Source organism: Microbacterium sp. NPDC087592, assembly GCF_044743585.1.
In the GTDB taxonomy this organism is placed as follows: Bacteria; Actinomycetota; Actinomycetes; order Actinomycetales; family Microbacteriaceae; genus Microbacterium.
Genome location: NZ_JBIUWT010000001.1, coordinates 883,037 through 908,685 on the forward strand (window position 1 = coordinate 883,037; position 25,649 = coordinate 908,685).

13 protein-coding genes are annotated in these 25,649 nt (G+C 69.9%); all 13 read right to left on the bottom strand.

Annotated elements, in window-relative coordinates; all coding sequences use genetic code 11:
- Positions 1-27: 27 nt before the first annotated feature.
- Positions 28-4,503, bottom strand: coding sequence for an FtsK/SpoIIIE domain-containing protein (locus tag ACIOTO_RS04280; protein WP_400856701.1), 4,476 nt, complete (start codon positions 4,501-4,503; stop codon positions 28-30).
- Complete coding sequence (locus tag ACIOTO_RS04285; protein WP_029263897.1) at positions 4,500-5,225, bottom strand: hypothetical protein; 726 nt, start codon at positions 5,223-5,225, stop codon at positions 4,500-4,502. Before ACIOTO_RS04285 ends, ACIOTO_RS04280 begins: the two co-directional genes overlap by 4 nt.
- Positions 5,222-6,913 (bottom strand): protein kinase, encoded by a 1,692-nt coding sequence (locus ACIOTO_RS04290; RefSeq protein WP_400856703.1) that lies wholly within the window; start codon positions 6,911-6,913, stop codon positions 5,222-5,224. The genes ACIOTO_RS04285 and ACIOTO_RS04290 overlap by 4 nt, the downstream gene beginning before the upstream one ends.
- Complete coding sequence (locus ACIOTO_RS04295; protein WP_136025556.1) at positions 6,910-8,274, bottom strand: FHA domain-containing protein; 1,365 nt, start codon at positions 8,272-8,274, stop codon at positions 6,910-6,912. Before ACIOTO_RS04295 ends, ACIOTO_RS04290 begins: the two co-directional genes overlap by 4 nt.
- Positions 8,274-9,086 carry a PP2C family serine/threonine-protein phosphatase gene (locus ACIOTO_RS04300; protein WP_029261272.1) on the bottom strand — a complete coding sequence of 271 codons (813 nt, stop codon included), beginning with the start codon at positions 9,084-9,086 and terminating at the stop codon, positions 8,274-8,276. The genes ACIOTO_RS04295 and ACIOTO_RS04300 overlap by 1 nt, the downstream gene beginning before the upstream one ends.
- Entirely contained in the window at positions 9,083-10,444 is a 1,362-nt protein-coding gene (locus ACIOTO_RS04305; RefSeq protein WP_400856706.1) for an RDD family protein, read from the bottom strand. Before ACIOTO_RS04305 ends, ACIOTO_RS04300 begins: the two co-directional genes overlap by 4 nt.
- The gene (locus tag ACIOTO_RS04310; protein WP_400856707.1) at positions 10,441-12,837 is read right to left on the bottom strand and encodes a transglutaminaseTgpA domain-containing protein; all 2,397 of its coding nucleotides are present in this window, start codon (positions 12,835-12,837) and stop codon (positions 10,441-10,443) included. Before ACIOTO_RS04310 ends, ACIOTO_RS04305 begins: the two co-directional genes overlap by 4 nt.
- On the bottom strand, positions 12,834-14,096 hold the full coding sequence (locus ACIOTO_RS04315) for a DUF58 domain-containing protein (protein ID WP_029261314.1): 1,263 nt from the start codon (positions 14,094-14,096) through the stop codon (positions 12,834-12,836). The genes ACIOTO_RS04310 and ACIOTO_RS04315 overlap by 4 nt, the downstream gene beginning before the upstream one ends.
- Positions 14,096-15,067 (bottom strand): MoxR family ATPase, encoded by a 972-nt coding sequence (locus ACIOTO_RS04320; protein WP_029261313.1) that lies wholly within the window; start codon positions 15,065-15,067, stop codon positions 14,096-14,098. The genes ACIOTO_RS04315 and ACIOTO_RS04320 overlap by 1 nt, the downstream gene beginning before the upstream one ends.
- A 50-nt stretch (positions 15,068-15,117) precedes the next feature.
- Positions 15,118-21,207 (bottom strand): Ig-like domain-containing protein, encoded by a 6,090-nt coding sequence (locus tag ACIOTO_RS04325; RefSeq protein WP_400856709.1) that lies wholly within the window; start codon positions 21,205-21,207, stop codon positions 15,118-15,120.
- Positions 21,208-21,336: 129 nt separating this feature from the next.
- Positions 21,337-21,906, bottom strand: a complete 570-nt coding sequence (locus ACIOTO_RS04330) for a DNA-3-methyladenine glycosylase I (RefSeq protein WP_400856711.1) — start codon at positions 21,904-21,906, stop codon at positions 21,337-21,339.
- 44 nt (positions 21,907-21,950) lie between these two features.
- Positions 21,951-24,155: a hypothetical protein gene (locus ACIOTO_RS04335; RefSeq protein WP_400856713.1), complete on the bottom strand. Its 2,205-nt coding sequence runs from the start codon at positions 24,153-24,155 to the stop codon at positions 21,951-21,953.
- A gap of 365 nt (positions 24,156-24,520) precedes the next feature.
- Complete coding sequence (locus ACIOTO_RS04340; protein ID WP_400856714.1) at positions 24,521-25,564, bottom strand: NAD(P)-dependent alcohol dehydrogenase; 1,044 nt, start codon at positions 25,562-25,564, stop codon at positions 24,521-24,523.
- Between the last annotated feature and the right edge of the window lie 85 nt (positions 25,565-25,649).

Below are 25,649 nucleotides of genomic sequence, written 5' to 3' on the forward strand. Positions count from 1 at the left end.
AGTCCCCATCGGGTCTCGGATGTGCGCTCAAACGGTCTCGGGGATGACGAGCGGGAACTGCACACGCACCACCTTTCCGCGCTGCGCGAGCACCGCACGCCCCACCGGGAACTCGCCCCGACCGATCCGCGGCAGCGGGGCCTTGAGCACGAGCTCGCCGTCGATCGTCTCGGGCTGGAGCACGACGCCGCGGCGCGACTGCTTGATCTCGCCGAGCAGACCGAAGTTGCTCGTCCACTCGCTCGTGTCGCCCGTGAACAGCAGCAGCAGCTCGCCGCGACCGGCCCGCTTGACCAGGTCGGACAGCGGCATCTCCAGCAGCGACGACGCGAACTCCGCCACGCCCTCGACGGCCACGACCGGCTTGAGACCGGCTTCGGCCTTCTCGACGATCTCGGCGACGGCCGCCGTGCCGCTGATGCCGTCGGCCGCCGAAGCCGTCCACGCCACCGCGTTCTTCACCGGCGAGCGCGACGACCCGAGGTACAGCGTGGGTGTGCCCGGCCGCGCCCGCAGCATCTGCTGGGTGATCGCCGCGAGCGCATTGCTCTTCCCGCTCGCGGGAGGGCCGGCGATCACGAACGTACCGGTCGGCTCGATCCCGAACGGGCCGAGGTCGGCGTCGGAGAGCCCGACCACGAGCTGGTCGCCGAGGAGAGCGGGGACCTCGTCGATGCGGTAGCTCAGCGGGAGCGCCCGCACCGGCGGAGCATCCGGCACGCCGCGGCGCGACATGGATGCCGCCATCCGCTCGATCGCGAGGGACTGCTCCTTCATGCTGCGCGTACCCCCGACGATCGCGATCTGCGCCTCGTTCTCGCCGACGATCGCGCGTCCGGGCACCGACTCCGGGTTCAGCACGTCCTTGGGGACGTTGAGGATGTTGTACGCGTCGGTGTCGGACATGCGCAGCACCACGCGGCGCTGGATCATCGCGTTCAGCGCGCTCGGGATGCTCTGGAACCGGTCGGCCGACAGCACCACATGGATGCCGACCGCTCGTCCGTCGGAGAGCACCTCCTGCAGGGCGTTGTAGGTGTCGGAGCGACCGATCACGGCCTCGTAGTCGTTGCGGAACGCCGCGAAGCCGTCGATGAGCACCACGATGCGCGGCTCGTCGGACTTGCCTGACAGCGCGCGGTACTCGGTCAGGGTCGCCGCGCCCACCGCGGAGTAGGCATCACCACGACGATCGAGCTCGCTGCGCAGCGTCGCGAACAGCCGGGCCACGCGCTCGGCGTCGTCGCCCGAGATGACCGAGCCCACGTGCGGCAGCGGTTCCAGCATCCGCAGCGCGCCGGAGCCGAAGTCGAGCCCGTACACGTGCACGGGGCCACCGCGCGGCGTGATGCCGGCCGACACCGCGAGGGTGCGCAGCGCGGCGCTCTTGCCGGCGCCGCTGGTGCCGTAGATCACCATGTGGCCCTCGGTGTCGGGCAGGAAATGGAACGGCACCTGCTCCTGGCGCTCCGGCTGGTCGACGACGCCGAGCAGCAGGGCAGCGTCCGTGCGCTGCGGCAGCTTGAGTTGGTCGAACGTGGGCGCCAGCTCGTCGAGCCACGGCCGACGCGGCTTCTCGACCTGGGCCGCCTGAGCGGCGAGCACCATGGTGCTGACGAGCCGCTGCTGATCGTTCGGACCGAGGTCCTCATCGACCACGACCGCGTTCTCGTCGATGGGCAGCTCCCACGGTCCCTGGTCGGTGGTGCCGAACGAGGCGATCGCCACATCGACGCCGTCGCTCTCGCCGAGGCTCCAGCCACCGGCGTAGGCGGACTGGAACAGGGTCATGCGCCCCGGGCCGGTCTTCGCGATGCCTCGACCCGGTGTGCCCGGATCGAACAGCGAGGCGTCCTTCGTGCCGATCACGTCGTTGCTGTCGGTCTCATCCGCCATGCGCAGGGCGACACGGAGGTTCGTGTTCGCCCGCAGGTTGTCCTTGATGACACCGGCCGGACGCTGCGTGGCCATGATCAGGTGGATGCCCAGCGAACGACCGCGCTGCGCGATGTCGATCACGCCGTCGACGAACTCCGGGACCTCCTTGGCGAGGGCGGCGAACTCGTCGATCACCAGCACCAGCGCGGGCGGGGCCTGCGGGTCGCCGGCGCGCTCGAGCTCGAGGATGTCCTTGGCCTTCTTGCGGTTGAACAGGTGCTCGCGGTAGTGCAGCTCGGCCCGGAGGCTCACGAGCACGCGGCGCACGAGGTGCTCGTTCAGGTCGGTCACGATGCCGACGCAGTGCGGCAGGCTCGTGCAGTCGGCGAACGCCGAGCCGCCCTTGTAGTCGACGAACAGGAACGTCAGCCGCTCCGGGCTGTACTCGGTCGCCATGCCGAGCACCCATGCCTGCAGGAACTCGCTCTTCCCGGATCCCGTCGTCCCACCCACGAGGGCGTGCGGTCCCTGCTGACGCAGATCGAGCTGCAGCGCGCCCTCCGCGCCGGCGCCGACCAGGGCGCGCAGCTTGGGCTGGTAGCGCCGCGCCGAACCGGACTTGCGCCGGGAATGGAGCGAGTCATTCTGGGTCCAGCGGTCGACGACGCTCTCGGGCTGGGTGGCCATGTCGCGCCCGAGGAGATGCAGCATCGAGATGGCCCGCGGCACGTCGCTGCGGTCGAGGGCCACCTCGCCGGCGTCGGTCAGGCGGGCCAGGGCGCGCGCGAAGACGGCGAACTGCTCGCGCGTGAGCTCGTCGACGGAGAGGTTGTCCACCGTCTCACCGAGTCGCACGAAGTGCGCACTGTCGGTCTGACCGAGCTCCACGAACGTACGGCAGGATGCCGGGAGGGCAGCGGCATCCTCCGTGAGCCACACCGGGAAGATCCCGCGCATGGCGGCGCGCTCGGAGAGCTGGATGAGGCGTCCGCGGTCGATGGGCGCATCCGGGGCGATCAGCACCACGATCGCCGGCTTCGGCACCGAGTCGTTCCGGTTGCGCGAGGAGTCCTCGCCGACCTTCGAGCCGCTGTTCGTCGCGGCCTTCTCGGCCTGGAGTGCACCGAGCTCGACGGCTTCGCCGCCACGGCTGGAGCGCGTGTCGATCAGCTCTTCGAGACGGGCGACGATCTGCCCCGCCGACGACGGACCGTCGCCGATCGGCTGCACACCGAGCGCGGCCTGCGCCGACCAGGCGTGCGGCAGCCACTTCGCGTCGGCGAGCTGCGCACCCCAGCGCGGGCCCCACAGGCCCACGACACCGACGTCACCGGGCGCGTGCAGGCCGGCGATCTGGGCGAGGAGCGCTCGGGCGTATCCCGTGGAACGACCGCCGAGGCCGGCGATGCCGAGCGCGCCGACGTCTTTGAGGTCTTCCAGGATCGGCACCTGAGGCACGATCCTGGTGGAATCGATCACCGCGTCGAGCTTCTCCACGTACTCGGGGATCGCACGATCCCGGCCGTTGGAATCCTTCACGGAGCTGCGGGAGCCGGTGTCGCCGATACCGAGTCGCACGTGCAGGAACGACCAGTGCTCGGCTCGACGCGTCCAGATGGTGGGTCCGGCCGCGAGTGCGGCGTCGCTGACCTCGCGCAGCAGCGGAACTTCGCGCCGTCGCACGTCGATCTCGCGTTCGCGCTCGCTCTGCAGTCGGGCGTCCAGACGCTCCAGCTGCTCCTCGAACCGCTTCTTGTCCTCTTCGAGCTCCTGCTTGTTCTGGTTCCTGGTCGTGACCCAGGTGCCGATCATGAGCAGCGGCGACAGGGCCACGAACATCAGCGACATGGGGCTCTGGGTGAAGGCGAACATCGCGCCGCCCATGAGCACCGGGGCGACGAGCGCGAGCATCGGGAACGGCTGCTTGCGGGCGGGGACGGGCAGATCCGTGCCGTCGAGCTCTTCACCGAGGTAGCGTTCCTCGACGCGCGGCGATCGCACGAACTCGACCTGGCGGATCGAGGCGACGGCCGGCGAGGGCGCAGCGGCATCGGGCTCGACCTTGACCGTGATCGGGGTGTCGCCGATCACGACGGCGAGCTCCCCCTCTGCGGCGACCAGACGCACGACAGAGGCCCCGTCGATCAGGATGCCGTTCGCGGAGTTCAGGTCGATCATCTCGACGCGATCGCCGATCTCGAGCCGCGCATGGCGCTTGGACACCAGCGGATCGTCGATCACGACATCACAGGTGTCGTCTCGACCGAGCACGATCGTGCCGCGGGTGAGCGCGATCGATCGCGCTCCCGGCCCCGTGCCGACCTCCATGCGACCGATCACCGGGCGCTGCTGATACGTGGCGGGCACCACCCGGACGGTCGCTCCGTGCGCGAGACCGACGTGCGCGAAGGTCGACTCCGGCGCGAGCAGGTCACCCGAGCCGGCGACCACCGAGCTGTACGCCTCCAGCGTCACCGCGGTCGGATCGGCGGTGGCGAAGGATCCGAGCGGGTCCGCCCGGACGATCATCGCGGCGATCTCGCCGATCGTCGCCGTGTTCTCAGCGGTGACCTCGATGTCGCTGGATGCCGCGCCCTGACGGAGCAGGGTCAGCCGTACCTTCACTCGTTCTCTCCCTCTGCCTCACTCGGCTGCGGGGCATCCAGCAGCGGGAGGTCGTCTTTGCTCACCAGCCGTGAGGCGATGACGTGCTCGACCAGTCGTGCGCGGCGGTTGGTCGCGAAGCTGCGCTGACCGCCCCGCATACCCGGCACGCCGATGCGGTCGAACTTGTCGCACACGTTGTCGAGTTTGCGGTTGAAGCGCGTGACCGTCCAGCCCAGACGCTCGGCGGCGGCCGCCGATGAAGGGATCTCGCTCATGCCGGTGCCGTCGCGACGAAGCTGCGGTTCGGCCAGCGCGAGGATCAGCAGCTTCTGACTCTGCGTGAGGGGAACGTCGCCGATGGTCGAGGCACCCCCGTCGTCGTGCTCGCGCTTGGTGGCGCGGAACGTCGGCTCGGCGGCGTGCAGCACCAGCTCGTACGTGGTGGGACCGGCGCTGAACACGATCGTCGTGGTCTCGAACACCAGGGGCAGCCGCGCACCGGGGGCGAGCCACGCCTGCACACCGCCCGCCGAATCGGTCACGGTCGCGGTGAGGCGCGTGCCGACGTTCGCGAGCCACCAGAGCCCCTCGCCGTCGCTGATCTCGAGGAAGTGGCGGTGCAGGAAGAGGTTGTCGTCGAGTTCGAGGTCTCCCTCGCGCCCGACGATGAAGCGGCTCCCCGGTTCGATCGGGAAGTACTCCCCCGCGAACTCGACGGTGACTGCCGCGGGCGCGGTCATCCGACGCACCCCGTGGCGGGTTCCGAGGCGCGTCCGTCGCCGCGACGCAGCATCACCTCGATGCACACCTCGCCCGTCGACGCGGGGGTGAACGTGACCGTCTCGTCGGGCGCCTGCCGGACGGCGCCGTCTGCCGCACCACCCGTCTCGGACCAGATGAAGCTGTCGTCCTCGACCGGATCGGGGTTCGTCCACGTGAAGGTCACCTGGTCGCCCTGCCGTGTGCCGGTGAGCTCGGTGACCTTGGGCACCGCATCGGAGACCGGGTCCTGCGGGTCGACCTCCTGCGCGGTGGCCTCGGGCTGCGGCTCGGTGCCGAGGTTCGCGACCAGGGCGTTCAGGCCGAAGATCCCGCCGACGACCACGACGACGGCCGCCACGGCAGCCAGAGTGATCCACAGTCCCCTGCGGCTGCGCTGCGGGTGGTCGGCCGCCTCGGCGACCGGGGCGGGTGCGGCGGCCGATGCGGCGGGCGCCGCCGGCTCGATCCGGGGCGCCGCGACCGGCGCCTGCGGCTGCACGACCTGCGGCGGCCGCACGATGGTGCGATCATCGCGATCGGGCACCACCGGGGCGGCGGGAGACGGAGTCGCGCCCGGGACGGACGCCTCCACATCCCGGCGACGCTGCGTCTGCTCGACGGCCGGCTCGGGACGCGGCGGCATCTCGAAGCGCGGAGCGTCGGGCACGACGACCGACGGGCCCTTCGGCTGCGTCATCGCCGACGGCCGGGTCGCGCTCTGCATCCCCGGGTCGATGCTGACGATCTCCCGCACGCGGGTGAGCCCGTCGCCGTCGTCCTCCAGGTCCTCCGCCGGCGGGTGATCGTCGACGATGTCGATCGGCGTCACCGAGTGCGAGAGCTCGATCTGCACCTTCTGCAGCGCACGAGCGAAGGCGACGGCGCTCGGGAAGCGGTCGTCGGGGTTCTTCGCCATCGAACGGTCGAGGAGGCGCTGCAGGCTGTCGGGCGAATCGGGGCGGGCCAGGTTCGGCAGGGCGGCGCGTTCGATGCGCTCGATCAGGTCGGCGCTGGAGTTGCGCTCACCCGGCCGCTCGAACGGGGAGCGTCCGGCCAGCAGCGTGTACAGCGTGGCACCGAGCGCCCAGACGTCGGTGCGAGGACCGCTCTGCGGCGGCTCGGCGAACGACTCCGGCGGCGACCACGGGATCGACATCCCGGAGGACTCGCCCGTCGCACCGGTCGTCGACGCGATCCCGAAGTCGGTCAGCGCCGGACGGTTGTACTCGGTGACGAGGATGTTCGCCGGCTTGATGTCGCGGTGCAGCACCCCGGCACGGTGGGCGGTCTCCACTGCTCCGGCCACCTGGATGCCGACGCGCAGCGCCTCGGCCACCGAGAACGGCTCCTTGCGGGAGCGGATCTGGAGGTTCGGCCGCGGGCAGTACTCCATCACCAGGTACGGACGACCGTCGCCGGCGACGCCCGCCTGGTAGATCGTGACGATCGCCGGATGCGTCGACAGCATCGCCATGACGTTCGCCTCGTCGGCGAACTCCTGCGCCGCACCGCTGGAGATGCGGTCGGCGAGCAGCACCTTCACCGCGACGCGACGCCGCGGCATCTCCTGCTCGTACAGGAACACGTCGGCGAAGCCCCCCGTGCCCAGCGGCTCCACATAGGTGAAGCCGGGCAGCGAGGGCGGCGGCGAGGGGCGTCGGTTCACGGCAGGTCCTCGAACGCGACGGTCACCCCGTCGCCGAGGTCCACCACATCCCCGGACAGGACGAGAGTCTGCTCACCGGGGTGCAGTCGCATGGGGTCGGCGCCGGGACGCAGCAGTGTCGAGCCGTTCGTGGTGTGCAGGTCGATGACCACGACCGTGTCGCCCTCCGGCCGGATCTCGAGGTGGCTGCGCGAGATGTCCTGCTGCGGGCTGTCCACCGCGATCAGATGCGGCAGGTTCGCCCCGCTCGCGCGGGTGGAGCGCGGTCGGCGTCCGATGATGACCGTCCGGTCGAGGGTCACCACCTGCCCCGACGACACCCGGATGCGCCCCGAGGACGCCGGGGCCGCAGCGGTCACCGGGATGACCTCGGTGGGAGCCTCGGGTGCCGCGGGCGCGCTCTGTCGCAGACTGCGGAGCTCTTCGGCGGAGATCGTCGCACCGTCGTGATCGCCGGTCGCGGCACCGGCGTCGACGGCGGGCGTCTCCGGCTCCTCGCTCGGGCGGACCGCGGCGGCCTCGATCGGGGTGTGCACGGTCGCGCCCCACAGGTGGTCGAACTCGTCGACCGGCGGAGCGAAGGTCGCCTCCCCCGGCACCAGCGTCGACTCGATCATGTCGGCGTCGGCCACATCTGCCGCGGCTTCGGCGTCGGCTTCGGCGTCGGCTTCGGCATCGGCATCCGGTGTCTCGTCGGCGACGTCGCTCGGGGGCACGGCGGGCAGATCGGATGCCGCGTCGGGTGCGGGCACCGACACCACGGGCACGGCCCCGACCCCGGGTGGTGGCGGCAGCGGGACCGAGGTGCCGGCCACCGGAGCCGGGGGCGCAGCGACGACGGAGGGCGCGGACGCCGGTGCGGATGCCGGATCGAGCACGGGCGCCGGGCCCGCGGCGACCGCGATCGCCTCGGCGTCGGCCGGCTCGATGTCAGCGCTCACGGCGGCCGCGAGCACGATGCCGCTCTGCACGGGGAGCGCGGATCCGGAGCCGCCCTCGTCGACCGTGATCTCCACCTTCGATACCCCCGGCACGAAGCGCTCGCTCCACGTGGTGACGTCGGCGCCGGAGAACGTCTGGGCCTCGGCATCCGCGCCGGTGACCCGCACGGCGAGCGAGCCGCGCACGGCCACCCTGGCGTCGGTGCCCTCCAGCACGGCCGCGACGAACGGCGGCATGTCGGCGAACGAACCGCCCGCCTGCGTCGTGAGCACGTCGATGACCGTGGCGAGGCTCCGCTCGCGCGGCAGCCGATCCCACAGCGCGGCGACCGTCTCGCCCGTGGCGTCGGGTGGCAGCGCCACCAGTGCCCCCGGAATCACGATCAGGTACCACTGTCCCGGTCGGTAGATCGTCTGCATCAGCGAACCCCTCCTGCTGCGGCTTCTCGTGGACGCGTGTCGGCATCGACGTCGTCGGCCTGGAGCAGCGCGCCCCGGCGCGCCGCCACCGACACGGCATCGACGATGACCACGGTGATGTTGTCGCGACCGCCCGCCTGCACGGCCTCGTCGACCAGAATGTCGGCCGCCCGCTGCGGGTCGGGCTCGGCGGCCAGGATCTGCGTGATCCGCTCGTCGGAGACCTCGGTGGTCAGACCGTCGGAGCAGATGAGCATCCGATCGCCGAGCTCCGCAGGGAACAGCCAGTAGTCGGCGTCGCCGGTGCTGCTGGCGCCGATCGCCCGCGTGATGATGTTGCGACGGCGATCCGTGGCCGCCTCCGCCGCGGTGAGCTCGCCCGATTCGATGAGCTCCTGCACCACCGAGTGGTCGACGCTGATCTGCTCGAGCTCGCCGTCGGCGAGGCGGTAGGTGCGCGAGTCGCCGATGTTCACGGTGAGCCAGTAGCCCATCCCCTCGACCGAGGCGACGACGACGCCGCTCAGCGTGGTGCCCGCGCGGCCGCTGCCGTCGGTGGACAGGGCCTCGACCGCCGACCGTGCGCGGGCAAGCGCCTCGAGCAGATCTTCGAGCTCGAGGTCGACCCGGCCGATGTAGCGCGCGAACTCGTCGATGACGGTCGCGCTCGCGCGCTCGCCCGCCTCGTGCCCGCCCATGCCGTCGGCGACGAGGAACAGTGGCGGGCTCGCCATGTACGAGTCCTCGTTGAGCGGGCGGCGCAGGCCCGAATGGGTCGCGGCGCCCGTGGCGACGATGAGCGGACGGGTCATGCGTATCCTCCGACCATGACGACGCGGTCGCCGATCTCGATCACGTCGCCGAGCTTGATCGGCACGCGCTGGCCTGCGGGGCAGGAGATGCGCTGGCCCTCGCGCACGAGGGTCAGCCCGTTGGTGGAGTGACGGTCGAGGATCCAGCCGCCCGAGGTCTCGGCCGCGGCCTCGAAATGCGTCTTCGACAGAGAGAGGGTCTCGTCGCGCACGGGTACGACGACGACGCCCTCCTCGGGGGCGGGGTTGCGCCCGAACACGGTGCGACGCGAGACGGGGATGCGCGTCCCGTCGTCCCACGTGAACACCAGCCGGTGCCCCGGGATGCTGATGCGGGTCTCTTCGAGGTCGTCGTCCGCCGGCGCGGGTGTCGGCGCCGCGGCAGCGGGTGCGGTCGCAGCCGGTGCTGCGGCGGCGGGTGCGGCCGGTGCTGCGGCGGCGGGTGCGGCCGGAGGGGTCGGCGGTGCCGGCGGTGCTGCCTGCGTCACCGGCGCGGGTGGCACGGGCGGTGCCGCGGGTGCGGGCGGAACCGGCGGGGCGGCGACGGGCGCCGGCGGGGCGGGCGGAGCCGCGACCGGCGCGGGAGCCGCAGGAGCTGCGGGAGCCGCAGGGGCGACAGGCGCTGCGGGTGCCGGAGCCTTCGCGGGCGACGACGGCTGGGTGACCCCGGGGACGTAGGCGATCATGCCGGAGTCCTGCACGGGGGCCGTGTAGCTCCGGGCGACCGGCGCCGGATCAGCGGGCGGGGCCGGCTCCGCGGCCTGTGCGGGTGCCGGTGCGGCTGCGGGATGCGCCGCCGGAGCGAATCCCGGCATCGGCGCCGGAGGAAGGCGCTCGAACGACGGTGCAGGCAGGAGCGGTGGCGCCTCGGGCACCGGTGCCTCCTCGACGACGGGTTCCGGTGCGGGCACCCGGGCGTCGAGCATCAGCGACGACGCGACCTTGTCATGCCATCCCTGGAAGCGGCCCGAGCCGTCGAACAGCGGGCTGAAGTAGCCGACGACGATGGCTCCGGCGAGGCCGAAGATGATGTTGCGGAGCAGCGCGCGCCCGAACCCGAGCGGCTCTCCGTCGGCGGCGGAGACCAGGCGCAGGCCCTTCGCCCGCATCCCGATCGAGCCCTTACCCGCCTGCATGACGGTGTACACGATGAACCAGGCGAGCAGCACCAGGCTCACGATCGGGCCGCCGATGAGGAGCACGGTGATCGAGGCCTCGAGTCCACCCGAGAGCATCGAGGCGAGCAGCAGGCCACCGCCGAGAACGATGCCGAGTCCGCCGGCGATCAGGGCGTCGATGACGTAGGCGACCGCGCGACGGGAGATCGGCGCGATCTGATCGAGCGCTGGCTGCGTCATGGGGTCTCACTCTCGGAGGACGAAGTCGTCGTGCTGTTCTTGATGGTGCCAGGTTCGCGACGAACGCGCGCGGCCGCCGCTTCCTTCAGATTCTGCAGTCCGTTCGAGACCGCCGTGCCGCCGACCAGGGACCGCACGCTCAGTCGCGCCTTGACGCGCTTCCAGAAGCCGGCCTCTTTGCCGAGTCCGCCGACGATCTCATCGACCTCGTGCCAGAAAGACTCCACGTCCTGCGGGCTCGGTTCGGCGGGACCGAACACCTCGGCGTCGGCGCGCTCGGCCAGCGCGGTGACCTGCGGGACAGTCAGGGAGGACGCCACGACGGCGGCCTCTTCGATGCGGGTGCCACCGGGGGCCAGACGCGCTCCGTAATCGACGGCGCGGTCGGTCAGCTCGTCCCAGCCGCCGCTGATGCGGTCGGAGGTGCGAGCGGCAGCGCGACGGGAACGGCGCTTCGCGGCCTTCCATGCGCCGATCACGATGAACGGCGAGGCGAGCACGGCGATCACCGCGAGGGAGATCCCGCCGATCAGCAGGATCGCGCCGATGATGCCGGCGAGGTTCAGGCTCTCGTCCTCCGACTCGCGGTCGTCGGGCAGCGTCGGCGGCAGGTCGACCGGCTCCTGCGGCGGGGGCGGCGGCTGCAGCACCTGCGGCTTCGGGTCGACGCGGGGCTTGGTGTTCTGATCGTTCGGGACCTGATCTTCGGGCGGGGTCGGGTTGAACGTCATCCATCCGACGCCCTCGAAGTTGACCTCGACCCACGCGTGCACGTTGTCGCCGGTCGCCGTGAAGACCGCTTCTCCCGCCTGCTCATCGTCGGGGTAGTACCCCATGACGACGCGGGCGGGGATGTCGAGCTGTCCGGCGAGCAGCGCCATCGCCACGGCGTACTGCTCATCGTCGCCGATCATCTGGTCGGCGCCGACGAGCGTCGAGATGCGCTCGGCGGTGTGCCCGGCACGCGACAGCACCTCTCCCTCGAGGCCGTGGCTGAAGAAGCCGCCCTCGGAGAGGAAGGTCTCCAGCGCCCGCACCTGCTCGATCGGCGTCTCGGCACCCGCCACGGTCTCGGCGGCGAGCGAGGTCAACTCTTCGGGCACGTTGCTGGGCTTCGGCATCGACACCTTGCCGAACGCCACCTCGGCCAGCTGCTCGTCGTCGGGCTCGCTCGGCATCACGGCGTCGACCGCGTACTCGTCGCCCGCAGTCAGCTTCGGCGTGGCCACGGCCGTGCCGGTCACCGTGTTGACGAAGGTGCCGCGGCGCAGGTCCTCCGCGCGGTCGCCGTCGAAACGGATCTCGGACAGTTCGCCGGCCGTCGGCATCCACACGCCGCGGTACTCGTCGATCTCGAACTTCAGCGTGACGGGGACGCCCTCGGCCTCCGGCGCCATGTTCGACCGCAGCGGAGCAAACGCACTCGACGACGTCGGACCGCCGTCGGTGACGTTGTAGACCATGCCGTCGAACTGGTCCATCACAGCCGTGCGGATGCGGGCGCCCTTGGGCAGACCCTGCACGGTGAAGAGGGTCTCCTCGGCCTCATCGCGCACGTTCTTGCGGAAGGCCTGCAGCGGGCTCGGGTAGTCGCGGATGTCGAACGGCGGGATGATGACGTCGCGGAACACGTGACGCGGCTGTGCGGGGGTCGCGACCGCGGCCGTGGCGACACCCGCCCCGCCCGCGACTGCCAGCACGGCCACTCCGGCCAGCAGGCGCCGAGTGCGCATGTGCGCCGCCCGGGACGGATCGACCTCGCTCACCGACACGGCCATGTTCTGCGGCGCCCAGAGCTGACGCAGTGCCAGCCACGACATGCTCACCACAGCGAACACGAGCCCCTGCACGAGGGGGAAGGCCGGCTCCGGCGTGCCCAGCGCGATCACGAGCATGAGCAGCACACCGGCCGGCAGCAGCGCCCACGCGACCTGCGACAGGCGCAGTGCGAGCGAGGCGGTCAGCGTGGTCACCACGAGCGCCAGCAGGAACGGGACGATCAGGTGCCCGTCGGCCGCTGCCACCGGGGCGACCGTGGTGAGCATCTGCTTCCACGCGGTGACCGTGCCCAGCGCGAGCTTCTGCAGCGTCTCGAGCGTGGGGATGAATCCGAGGATCGCGGTCTGCGGCAGCGCGAACGCGGCGCCGAACACGAAGTACGCGGCCACGGTGAGCCCCGCGACGGTCAGGATGCCCCAGCGCCGCCACGTCGCGACGGCCGCGATCGCGAGGCCGAGCAGGATGCCGCCGATGACGGCGGGGAGAAAGGAGGGCCCGGCGAAGGTCGGCCAGAATCCGACCATCGACGTCGCGACCAGGAGAGCCGTCGCCCCGAGGTCGAGGATCCAACGCCGCGGGGTCAGCGTGGCGGACGCGGTGGCGGGCGCGGTCATGCGAGCACCTTCTGCAGAGCGAGGGGAATCTGTTCGAGCGCGCCGACCGTGACGACGTCGGCATCGCCGATGCGCCGCAGCGTCGGTGCGGTCGCGGTCGTGTCGGTCACGACGGCGAGCACCTTGGCGCCGAAGGGCAGCCGCGAGCAGGCGAGGCGGAGGTCGTCGGAGGGCACGCGGGAGCCGCACACGAGCACCACCACGCTGGCGAGCGGCATCGTGGCCGAGACGATGCCGGCGAGGTCGGCGATCCCGCCCTCCTTCGCCTTGCTGTTCTCGACGGCGGCGAGGGAGTCGAGCAGCTGCTTGCCGGTGCCGGCGGGCAGCTCCCGGCCCTGCACGCGCACGTCGACGCGCTGCGAGTCGCGGAGGGCACGGAGGCCGATCGAGCCCGCGGCGGAGATGCCGAGCTCGAAGTCGTCGGCCGTGGCGTATTCGTTGAGGGAGCGGGACAGGCCGATCACGAAGTGCGAGCGACGGGTCTCCTCGTACTGACGGACCATCATCGTGCCCGTCCGGGCGGTGGACTTCCAGTGCACGTGACGCAGGTCGTCTCCGGGCTGGTACTCCAGGAGCGCGTGGAAGGAGACGTCGTCGCGGGAGAGGTCCGCGGCCGGAAGCCCCTCGAGGTCGCGCAGGTAGCCGAGCGACTGGCCGTCGAACAGCACGGTGCGCGGGTGCACGAACAGGTCGACCGGATCGTCACGGCGGTGCGCGCGCTCGAAGAGTCCGAGCGGGTCGCCGCGGACGACGCTCACGGGCCCGACCTTGACCACGCCGCGGCGCTGGGTGGGGATGGCGAAGAGCTCCTCCGCCTCCTCTCCCGGTGCGAGCCGCTGGATGCCGAACTCGCCGCGGCCGGAGCCGACGGGGAGCACCACGCGCGAGGGCAGGATGGCCCGGCTGCCGCGGTTGGCCAGGGTGAGGGCGCCGACCGCGCGCTCCCCCACGACCACACGGGTGCGGGCGAGGTCGAGCGAGACGTCGTAGGCGGTGCGGCCGATGAGGAACAGCGCGCACACGCCCACGGCGATCGCGATGACTGCGGCGGCGATCGTGAACTCCGACCAGCCGGCGATCTGCCCGATCACCCAGAAGCCGACGGCGATGGCCATCAGCACCCAGGCCAGCGGGCGGATCGCCGCGGTGATCTTCCGGAGGCGCGTCAGCACACGCGCGCCGATGACGGCCGCGATGTCACGCCATCCGGCGTCGCGTTCCGTCTGCGGCGGCGCCGACTGAAGAGCCTCCGCGGTCATCAGGCCGCTGCTCGGGCCTGAGGTGCCGCGACGCCGTCGAGGACGCGGGCGATGACGGTGTCGCTGCTCGTACCGGCGAACTCCGCCTCGGCGTCGAGCAGCAGACGGTGCTGCCACACGGGCCGCGCGAGGGCCTTGATGTCGTCGGGCAGCACGAAGTGGCGGCCCTGCGCAGCGGCCCACACCTTGGCGATGCGGATCATCGCGATGGCACCACGCACCGAGACGCCCAGGCGGATCGCGCCGTCCTCACGGGTCGCCTCGGCAAGCTCCGCCACATAGCGCAGCACGGCCGGCTCGACGTGCACGGTCGCAGCGAGGTCGGCCATGTCGGCGACGGCGCTCGTCGTGATGATCGCCGAGAGGCCGGCCGACGGGTTGCGGTCGGATGCTCCGGCGAGGATGCTCTCCGTGACCGCGAGGTCGGGGTACCCGATCGACGTCTTGATCAGGAAGCGGTCGAGCTGGGCCTCGGGGAGCTTGTAGGTTCCCGCCTGCTCGATCGGGTTCTGTGTGGCGATGACGAGGAACGGGCGACCGGCCTCGTGCGTGACGCCGTCGACCGTGACCCGCGACTCCTCCATGACCTCGAGCAGCGCCGACTGCGTCTTCGGCGAGGCGCGGTTGATCTCGTCGGCCAGCACGATCGACGCGAAGATCGGGCCCTTGTGGAACTCGAACCGGTGCGACTGCTGGTCGTAGATCGTCACACCCGTGACGTCGGACGGCAGCAGGTCGGGCGTGAACTGGATGCGCGCGCTGGTGCCCTGCACGGTCGCCGCGAGCGCCTTGGCGAGGCTCGTCTTGCCGGTGCCGGGGGCGTCCTCAAGGAGCACGTGGCCCTCGGCGAGCATCGACGCCATCACGAGACCGACGATCTCCTTCTTGCCCTGCACCGCCTTGTCGACGTTCTCGACCAGTCGCTGGAAGGTGCCCTGGAACCAGGCGGCCTGCTCGGGGGTCATTGTCATGAGTGTGGGGTTCCTTGTCGTAGGGGAATTCGTGTGGCGGGAGCGATGGCCTATGGCCAGCTGGTGCCTTCGGATGCGCCGATGCCCTGGATGTCGGCCTGCAGCGTCCTGCCCATGCCGCCGTGCCAGCACGAGAGCTGGATCGTGCCGTTGGCAGGCACGTTGTAGCGGTTGTAGGTCGAGACCTGTCCGGACGACGAGCGGTACGGCTGGCCGTTGTCGAGGCAGCGGATCATGTACGTGCCCGCGGGCACGTTCGCCGTATTCAGGTTCAGGTAGTAGCACGTGTCGGGACTGCAGTTTCGGGAGTCGACCCCCTGCGAGGCCCACCAGCGCGGCTGCGGTTTCGCCTGCGCGGTGTTGCCGGCGACAGCGCTCTCATCCGACCACGCGCCGGTGTTGTCCATCGCCCGGGCCTTGATGCTGTGGTACTCGCTGTACGAGCCGACGTTGACCGAGCCGACCATCCCCTGGTTCTGCCACCCGCCACCGTCGATGCTGATCTGCACGACCTGGATGTCGCGCCCGTTCGGCGAGCCGTTCGCGTTCCAGTTCAGGCGCACCTGGCTCTCGAGCGACTCGGCGCTCACGGCCGGCGGGTGCGGCTTTCCGTGCGGGTTGCCCGTCGCCGAGTTCGAGACGGCGCCGGCGTAGCTCGACCCCGCGAAGTCCGTTGTGAGGAGGCGGGTGACGGCCCGTACCTCGACCGTGTAGTTCTGGCCGTTCGTGAGTCCGCCGATGGTCTTGTTGCCCGGCAAAGCGTTCCAGTTGCCGCCGTTGAGCCGGTACTCGTAGAAGATCTCGCCGGAAGACGCGCCACCGCTCGACCCCGGACGGTAGTCGATGACGAGTGCGCGGTCGAGCTCCTGCGTGACTCGCAGGCTCGTCGGCGCTCCGGGAGCGATCACGCCGCGGCGGGGTGCCGACGGGGCGCTCATGTCACCCCAGCCGGCCTTGTTGTAGGCCTGGATGCGGTAGGTGTACGCCGTCTCCGAGGTGTCGACGACGACCGCCTGGCTCGTCGCCTCGGGGCCGGGGGTGATGGTGCGCACGACGGCGCCGCCGCGCAGCACTTCGAGCCGGTAGCCGCGGATCGCGTCGCCGTTCTTGTCCGGCGCCGCCCAGTTCACCTGCATCTGCGCCTGGTTGCCGACGGGCGAGAGCTCGACCGTCGTCGGGGCAGCCGGTGCCAGCGGAGGGCCGGCCGGGATCTCGGAGCCCGACCAGCCGCTCCAGCTGGAGGGGTCGGGCGCCTTGTTGTGCGCCTGCACCTTCACCTGGTAGTCCGAGCCGTTCTCCAGCCCCTCCCACGTGATCGAGTTGCCCGTGACCTCCTTCTGCGTCACGCCGGAAGGCGGCGCGGGCGAGATCTCGAGCGTGTACCGATCGACGGGCGAGCCCGGCGTGGTCGGGGTGACCCACGACACCTGGAGCGACTTGTCGCCGAACTTCAGGGTCGGCGGGTTGGGGGTGTCCGGACGCGCGTCGGGGCGTGCGGGCGCCGAAAGGGCGGACGGATCGGACTCGCCGACGCGGTTGGTCGCAGTCACCTGGAACGTGTACTCGACGTTGTTGGTGAGACCGTCGAGCGTGCAGGTGGTCGACTGGCACTCCTTGGTGTACGCGCTGCCACCGACCGACTTCACGGTGTACTTCGTGATCTCGGCGCCGTTGTTCGATGGCGCCGAGAACGACACCACGACCGTGCGGTCCTGCACGCTCGCGATGACCGGGACGCCCGGCGCATCCGGCACATCCTGCACGGTGACGACGATCTGGCCGTTGACCTCGCGGTCGGCATCCTCGGTCGCATCCTGGATGCGGTAGCGGACGACGAGCGTTCCCACGAATGATTCGTTCGGGGTGACGGTGACCTCGCTGTCGGTGAACGTGACCTCGCCGGAACCCGACTCCGCGACCGCGGTCACGATCTTCAGCGGCGTCTCGGGGAACGGGTTGTAGTCGTTCGCGAGGGCGGGCACGGTGATGGTCTTGCCCGCATCCGCTTCGGCGACCGTGTCGGTGTTCGCCGCCGGCATCGGCCTCGTCGACGCCGTGACCATGACCTCGACCGTGCCCTCGACCGGTTCGGTCGTGCCGTCGGAGATGCGGATCTTGAGCGTGACGGCGGTGCCCTTCTTGGCGTTCGACGCGGCCTCGACGACGAGCTTGTCGTCACCGTCGATGCGGGCGGAGATGCCCTTCTCCTCGCCGCCGACGAGGGAGTAGTCGTGCTTGCCCTCGTCTTCGGGATCGGGATCGTCGGTGAGTGCGGCCAGGTCGAGCGAGGTCGCCGGCTCGCCGGGGGCGACGTTGACCTGCCCCTGCACGAAGGTGGGCTGCTGGTTCTCGGGCGGCAGCACGTTGATCGGGATGCTGAGCGTGGCCTTGCGTCCCTCGGGGTCGTCCGGCCCATCCCCATCGGTCACCTCGAACGTGAGCGAATCCGGTCCGAAGAAGCCCTTGGCCGAGGTGTAGACGAGGGTCTTCGCGTCCTTGAGCAGGTCGGAGCCGTCGGCGTGGTTCGCGCTGATCTTCGCCTTCTCAGTGATCACCACGTCACCACCGCCGGCGACGGTGACGTACTTCGACAGCGGAACCTCTTCGGTCTCGCCGCTGACGACCTCGAGCGGCTTCGTCGAGGTGAGCGTCGGGCGCAGGTCGGCGCGCGAGGGCACGAAGATGAACGCCGATGCCTGCAGGTCGTCGCGGTCGGTGAGCGTGTAGCGGATCAGCTGCAGCTCGTCGGTGACGGTGACGCGCACCTTGCCGTTCTCGAGCTGCGTGCCGCCCTCGCCGATCGCGACGGCGAGGCTGTCGGTGGTGCCGTCGGGGTCCTCGTCGTTGGCGAGGATGTCGAGGTCGGCGCTCAGGCCACCGTCCTTCAGATCCACCGGCTGCAGCCGGTCGTCGCGTGCGACCGGCGCGCGCAGCGGAACGTCTTCGTCGACGGTGATCTGCAGGGTCGCCGTCGCCTCGGCCCCGCGGGCGTCGACGGCGGTGTACTGCAGCGAGGTCTCGGTCGGGCCGTTCGGCGCCTGCACGAGCACCCGGTCGCCGGAGACACGGGCCTCCAAGCCCTCCGGGAGCTCGAGGCCGTCTTTGAGGAGCGAGACCTTGTCGCCCTCGGGGTCGGAGTCGTTCGCGAGGACGGGCACGGCGATCTCGCGGCCCGGTCGCACGACCACCGCATCCTTCACCGCATACGGGGGCTGGTTGATCTGCTCGGCCGGGGCGATGCCGACGCGGATGGTCGCGACGCCCTCTGCTCCGAGCCGATCGCGCACGCGGTACTTGAACACGTCGACACCGGACGCCCCGTCGGAGGCCTCGTAGGTGAAGTAGTTCGGACCGTTCGTGATGCGTCCCTTGCTGGGGCTCGATTCGATGCCGACCAGCTCGACGGAGTCGCCGTCGGTGTCGATGCCGTCGAGCGGCACCGCGATGTTCACCTCGGTGCCGGCGAGTGCACGGGCGACGAGGTCCTGCGGACGGGGAGCCGCGTTGTTCTCCTCGTCGATGGGGAGGATCTGGATGGTGACGTAGCCGGCGGCCTTCTGCTGGCGCGAGTCGGCGACCTCGTACGTGAGGTACACGGTCTTGGCCTCGGGGCCCGCCTTGAAGCGCACGGTGTCCTGCGAGACGAAGGCCTCGCCGTCTTCGGGGTCGACGAACGGCTCGATGAGCTCGGGCTCGACGTGCATGACGTCGTCGCTGGGGTGCGTGTCGTTGTCGAGCACCGGGATCGTCACGACATCGCCGACGCGGACGGTCGCCGTGTCGGGGTTGGCGATCGGCTGCAGGAGCTCGTCCGGGGCCGGGATCGGGATGACGACGACCTCGCCCTCGGCCGACTTGGACCCGTTCGAGATGCGGTACTTGACGCGCACCTGCTCTTCGAGGGCGCCCTGATCCGTGATCCGCAGCGTCTCGTGGTTGAGGACCGAGACCGAGATGCCGCTGCTCGGCTCCAGTGAAACCGACTGCACGACGAGGATGCCGCCGGCAGGGTCGGTGTCGTTGTTGAGCACGCCCAGCAGCACGTCGCCGCCGGTGGGGAGTAGTGCCACGTCGCGGACGGCGATGGGAGGCAGATCGGTCTCCGACTCGGGCATCACGTCGACGCGGACGATGCCCTCACCGTTCTTCGGACCGGTCGTCACCTGGTACTGCACGTAGTAGACGCCCGGCTTCTCGGCCATGAACGAGAAGGTCTTGTTCGGCGTGTTCGGCACGATCGTCGCCCCGGGGGTGTCGAGCACCCGGCTCAGACGCAGCTGCTCGCGGGAGGTGCTCGTGTCGTTCGCGGTCGGGGCGACGGTGACCTGCTCACCGGCCCGTGTGATCACGTGGTCGGCGTTGGTCTTGGGGTTCGTCGAGCCCTGCGGGCGCACGTCGAGGGCGATGGTCGCGGTGCCGAGCTTGCCGAAGGCATCGGCGACGGTGACCTGCACGTCTTTGCGCCCCTGCAGGCTCGCGGTCGCCTTGTAGGTGATCTGACCGTCCTTGCTGAAGTCGACCTCGTCGCCGGGGGCGGCGAGCACCTCCTTGAGGTAGATGTCGTCGCCGTCGGGGTCGATCCAGTCCGGGAGGATGTTGTACGAGATCGTGCCGCCGGTCTCGACCGCGAGCGAGGTCTTCCGCTTCGACGTGGGGCCGGCGTTCTCACTCCAGTCGTGCACCGCGAGGGAGACGACCGCAGTGTCCTTGCCCTTGCGGCCGTCGTCGACCTCGTAGGTGAAGCTGGCGGTGCCGGAGGCCTTCTCGCCGACGGTGATCTGCAGCGAGCCGCCGTTGTTGATCGGCTGCACGGTGCCGATGGACGGCTGCGCCTCGGCGAGCGCCGCGACGAGCACATCGCCATCGGGGTCGTTGTCGTTGTCGAGCACGGGCAGCAGCGTCGTGGCGCCGGGGCGCACGCCGTAGGAGTCGTCTTCGGCGATGGGAGGCGTGTTCTCCTCGCTACGCTCCGGGAGCGTGGTCTCGACCGTCTCCTCGGTGGAGTCCTCCTGGTTCTCCGTCTCGCCCTCGGGCGGCGTCAGGTCGTTCCAGTTGTCGACGCGCTGCAGGCTCTCGTTGGCCATCCAGGCGGCGCCGCCCACCGCGTCGTTGAGGATGATCACGTCGCGGTTGACGCGGAACGTCAGGCTGGCGGATTCCTCGGCGCCGTCTATCGGGGCGTTCACGTCGTTGCTGTCACCCGGGCACTCGCGGATGAAGGTCGCCGACCCCGCCCAGGCCCCGTAGGTGCAGCCGCGGAGCCAGACCGGTGCCGCAGCCGTGCCCTCGCCGCCCGCGGAGGTCTGCTCCGGTTCGCTGCCGTCGAGCGGCACGCGCACGAGCGCGGTCGGGGTGGCGATCGCGACGGCGTCGGTCTCGGCCGACGCCTGCTGCAGCACGGCATCCGCCGCGCCCTCGACCTCGGTGCGGAGGCCTCCCGGCGTCGTGACGACTCCGGCCGCCTCGTCGAACACGACCGGCGTGCGTCCGACGGCGGTGATGGTGGGGCGCACCGACAGGTCGAGTTCGCCGACCGACGAGGTCGCCGTCTCTCCCGGAGCGCCTTCGTTGTCGACGGGCACAGTGACGACCTCGCCACGTTCGCCGGAGAGGGCGAAGACGGTGCCGTCTTCGGCCACCGTGACGTCGGAGTTCTCGCCGAGTTCGACGACCGGCTCGGCCGCCTCGATCTCGAAGGAGGCGATGCCCTTGACCGGTACGACCCAGAGGTCGCCGGACTTCTCGTCGAGGATGGCCGCGGTGTTCGCCCCCATCGCGACCTTGGCCGACGAGGGGATGATCGTGGAGTCGCCGAGAGAGACCCGGGCCGGATCGATCGCGGTCACGGTGGACGCGCTCTGGTCGACGACGAGCACGTTGGCCGCGGCCTGGAGGATGTCGTAGTTCTCGCTGGTGGTGCGCAGACCGCCGTCGAGGATCGTGGACTCGTTGTTGAAGTGCCCGACGAGCAGGCTCGAGGTCTTGGTGATCCAGACGCCGCCGTCGTTCAGGTCGACCTTGGTGGTCGGGAAGCCCTCATAGGTGAAGGCCATGGTCGTGATGGCGATGACGCCGACGGTGACGCCGGCGGCGGACGCCAGCGTCTTGGGTCGCGCGCGCATCCATGACAAGGCCTTCATGCCCGGTTCCCCCCCAGGGTCACACTCTCCGATTACTCATGCGCAGGCCCGACTGGTCGCTGAGCACTCGTACATCCTAACCGCGTCGCGGAATATCACTCGATGGGCAGATATCCCCATCACCCTCCGTTACGCGCGCCAGCATCCTGCCATGTGATCGTCGACCATCCCGGCCGACTGCATGAGGGCATACATGGTGGTCGGCCCGACGAAACGGAACCCTCGTCGACGCAGCTCTTTACTCATCGCCGTCGACTCCGGCGTGACCGCCGGAACCTCGGCGAACGACGCCGGACGGGTGTCGGATGCCGGCGGTGCGAACGACCACATCAGCTCGTCGAGCTCGCCCTCCGCCATCGTGCGCACCAGGCGGGCGTTGCCGATGGTGGCCAGGATCTTGGCGCGGTTGCGGATGATGCCGGCATCCGCCATCAATCTCTCGACATCGGCCTCATCGAACTCCGACACCGCCTCGGGCTCGAACCCGGCGAACACCTCTCGGAACCGCGGACGCTTGCGCAGGATCGTGATCCACGAGAGTCCGGCCTGGAAGCCCTCGAGCGCCATCTTCTCGAACAGGGCACGGTCGCCGTGCAGGGGCACGCCCCATTCCTCGTCGTGGTAGCGGCGGTACTCGACGTCGTCGCCCACCCAGGCGCAGCGGTCGCGGGCGTCCGGGCCCGTGAGAAGAGAGGTCATCCGCCCAGGCTATCCGCGGCGGCGGACATGACATGCGCCGAGGGCTATGCCACCCCCACGAGGCTGCTCCGGCACTCTTTGAACTTGTCCCAGTCCGTCGCCCCTGTGGACGTCGCGAAGATCTCGAACGCCTTCCCCTGCACATCGAAGAGCGATTTCGACGGATCGACGAAGCGCACGGGCTCCTCCTGGCTGAGGGCGTCGAAGTACACCGCCATGAAGGCGATCTTGCGGCCCCACTCCCGCAGATAGCCGTCGTTCTCGAGGCGCTGGAACGTCGCTGTCATCTCATCCCTGGTCTGCTTCGCGACGTTCGGGAGACTGATCGCGCCGGCGATGAGCCCGATGATCGCCGCCGCGAGCGTGAGTCCGAGCGCGACGAAGTTGAGCGAGGATGCCGTGAACAAGGACATGGCGATCCCCACTCCGATTCCTGACGCCACGACGGCGATACCATCCGAGACGAGCCACAGCCAGGTGGAAGCCCCGACAATGCCGCCGCCGGCGACGATCGCGGCGATGTCCGAGCTCACGAACAGCAGATCCGCGATGAGCCCCGCCCCCGCGAGCGACGCGGTGAAGACCTTCGACGCCAGGGAGGCGGACGGTTTCGCAAGGGTGGCACCCTGCTCGATGGCCGCCTGCTCCACGATGCGTGTGCTCGCAGCCTCGACCGAGCTGCTGAGCGCCTGCGTGGCGACGGCACGCTGAGCGGAAGGCACCTTGGCACCGGCGTCCGCCGAGGCCTGTGTGAAGAACACCGTCACCGTGTCCTCGGCGGTATCGACGAATTTGCCGGAGGTGCTGGACATCGCGTCGGCGAAGCTGGTCGACGCCGCCTGCGCCTCCGTCGGGATGTCTGCAGCGGGCCTCGCCGCGCTCCACATCGCTCCCGTCGTCATCTCATACATCTCCGGGGAGACAGTGTTCCAACTGAGGATCCGAGCCGCTGTGCGCGCCGCTGTCGGAGCCGCCGTCAGGAACGACATCGTCAGGTTCCTGAGCGCTCCGAACGACGAGTACACAGCGACGATGCGCGCGGTGAAGCCGAGGGCCTGAGCCGGAGAGACCTCGCCTTTGCCGATGGCATCGTGGAGCAGCAGGGACTCGAGCACGAGTCGCGTGACTCCGATCACCGCCGAGATGCTGCCGAGGATCCCACTGCTGTTGAACGCGAGCAACGCATTGCTCAACTTCGCCTTGACGGTCGTGTTGTCGGTGATCAGCTTTCCCCCGGCGCCGAGGGCCTCATTGATCTGATCGTCCGTGAAGATCCCGCTCGACTTGCCGAGGTACTCGAACGAGGTGAGCCGCATGAAGACGTTCCTGATCGCCACGCTCTGCTCGAGTCCGGGAACATCCTCGGGCTTCTCGGTGAACAGGGTGAGGAGGGCATCGAAGGATGCGAGGACGCTCTTCACGCTCGACGACGAAGACCCGGCGACGGTCGCCTGGGCCTTCGCGAGAATGTAGTGCTGGATGGTCTGATCGTAGGCGGCGACCGGATCCGGGTATTTGCCGGCGAGCATGTCGTCGAAGGGTGTGGCCAAGTACGCGCTCGCCTGCACTGCGCCCACACGAAGCGAGAGTCCCTCGTTGAGGATGCTCAGTGTCTCGGACTCTTTGGCATGCCAGTACTTCTCGGCGTCTCGGAGGGAGTCGTCGGCGTTCACCTCGCGAAGGTAGTTCTGATATCCGGTGGTCGAGCGTGCGTCGAAGAGCGTCTGCGCCCACTGCTGCGACGGCGGCGTCTTCCCCCCGGACGTGGACGCCAGCGAGTTGGTCGCCCCGATGCAGAAGTTGCTGTAGTCGCAGACGACCGCGCGGTTCGACAGCGCGCTGCTCAGGTCTCGCAACGCCCCGGCCTGACCGGCACCAGGTGTGTTGGTCGTGCCGTTGACGATGTAAGTCATATCCGACGGATACACGGGGAAGCTGTATTCACCGCCCGCTACTCCGCCGGCCGTCACAGAGCTGGTGTACTCCGCATTCCCTAGAATCCCCGTCGCGCACAGCTTCAGGCAGTTCGACGCGTTCGCGAAGAGTGCGCGATTCAGGACCGCTGCCTTGCCGCTGTCCGAGCCCGCGTCGGGGTCGGTGTCGGCCGCGTTGTGAGCATTCGCGTCAACACTGAACTGCAGCGCCTTGCTCCACGACACATTCGTGTCCTTGGCATAGGCCGCCGCGAGATCCATGACAGCGACCGCGCCGATCGGGGTCTTCCCGTCGGCAGAGATGGTCCCGGCCACATCCGAAAGCTCCGTCGTCGGCACCGTGAATTTCGTGCGGAGCGCATTCAACTTCTGGGTGGCCTCGTCGGTGGGCTTCGCGACGGTGGGTGCCGGTGCAGCCCCATCGACCGCAGTCTGCAGCGGGCCCCCACCGAGAGCGCGATGAGCTGTCGGATCAGTTGCCGGAAGCCTCAATTGCACGGCGGCAGATGCCGCCGACACCACCGCGAAGCCGATGAACTCTCGCCGACCAAAACCAGGGCACATGCAATCTCCGATCTCCGATTCGTCGACACACCTCGAGGCGGTGGCCGTGTGTAATGTTACACAACGGAGATCGGAGCCGACCCCTATACCGAGATTAAGGCGTATAATGCCGAAATTCAGGCGAAGGTGGCCGCGTCGATCACGAACCGGTACCGCACGTCGGACGCGAGAACGCGCTCGTAGGCGGCGTTGATCTCGGAGGCCGGGATCACCTCGATCTCGGCGGCGAGACCGTGCTCGGCGCAGAAGTCGAGCATCTCCTGCGTCTCGCGGATGCCGCCGATGTTGCTGCCGGCGAGCGAGCGTCGGCCGCCGATCAGCGACATCACCCCGACCGACAGCGGTTCGGCGGGCGCGCCGACGCAGACGAGCGCGCCACCGACGTCGAGCAGGCTCAGGTACGAGCGCACATCGATCACGGCGCTCACGGTGTTGAGGATCACGTCGAACGAGGAGCGCAGCTCGCGGAAGGTCTCCCGGTCGCTCGTGGCGCGATAGTGGTGGGCGCCGAGCCGCAGGCCGTCGTCCTTCTTGTTCAGGGTCTGCGAGAGCACGGTCACCTCGGCGCCGAGTGCGTGCGCGATCTGCACGCCCATGTGCCCGAGCCCACCGAGGCCGACGACGGCCACGCGAGTGCCGGGGCCGACGTTCCAGTGCCGCAGCGGCGAGTAGGTCGTGATGCCGGCGCAGAGCAGGGGCGCGGCGACATCCAGCGGCAGGGCATCCGGGATGCGCAGGACGAACTTCTCGGTCACCACGACCTGCTCGGAGTAGCCGCCCTGCGTGACGGTGCCGTCGCGGTCCGTGCTGCCGTAGGTCTGCACCGCACCCTCGGTGCAGTACTGCTCCTCGCCGCGCAGGCAGTTGCGGCACTCGCCGCACGAGTTCACCAGGCATCCGACGCCGACGCGGTCGCCGACCGCGTGCCGGGTCACGGCATCGCCCACCGCGGCGACCGTCCCGGTGATCTCATGCCCCGGAGCGAGCGGGTACCTCTGCGGGCCCCAGTCGCCGCGCACGGTGTGGATGTCGGAGTGGCAGATGCCGGCGAACACGATGTCGATGAGCACATCGGACGGCCCGAGCTCGCGCCGTTCGATGACGGTCTTCTCCAGCGGGGCGGCTTCGCGGGGTGCGGCGTAGGCGTTGACACGGGTCACGGGGACTCCTTCTTCTGGTGGCGCGATCCACCCTACGCACCCGCTGCCGTCAAGGCCCCTGACGGTCGATGCGAACGGTCCGTAC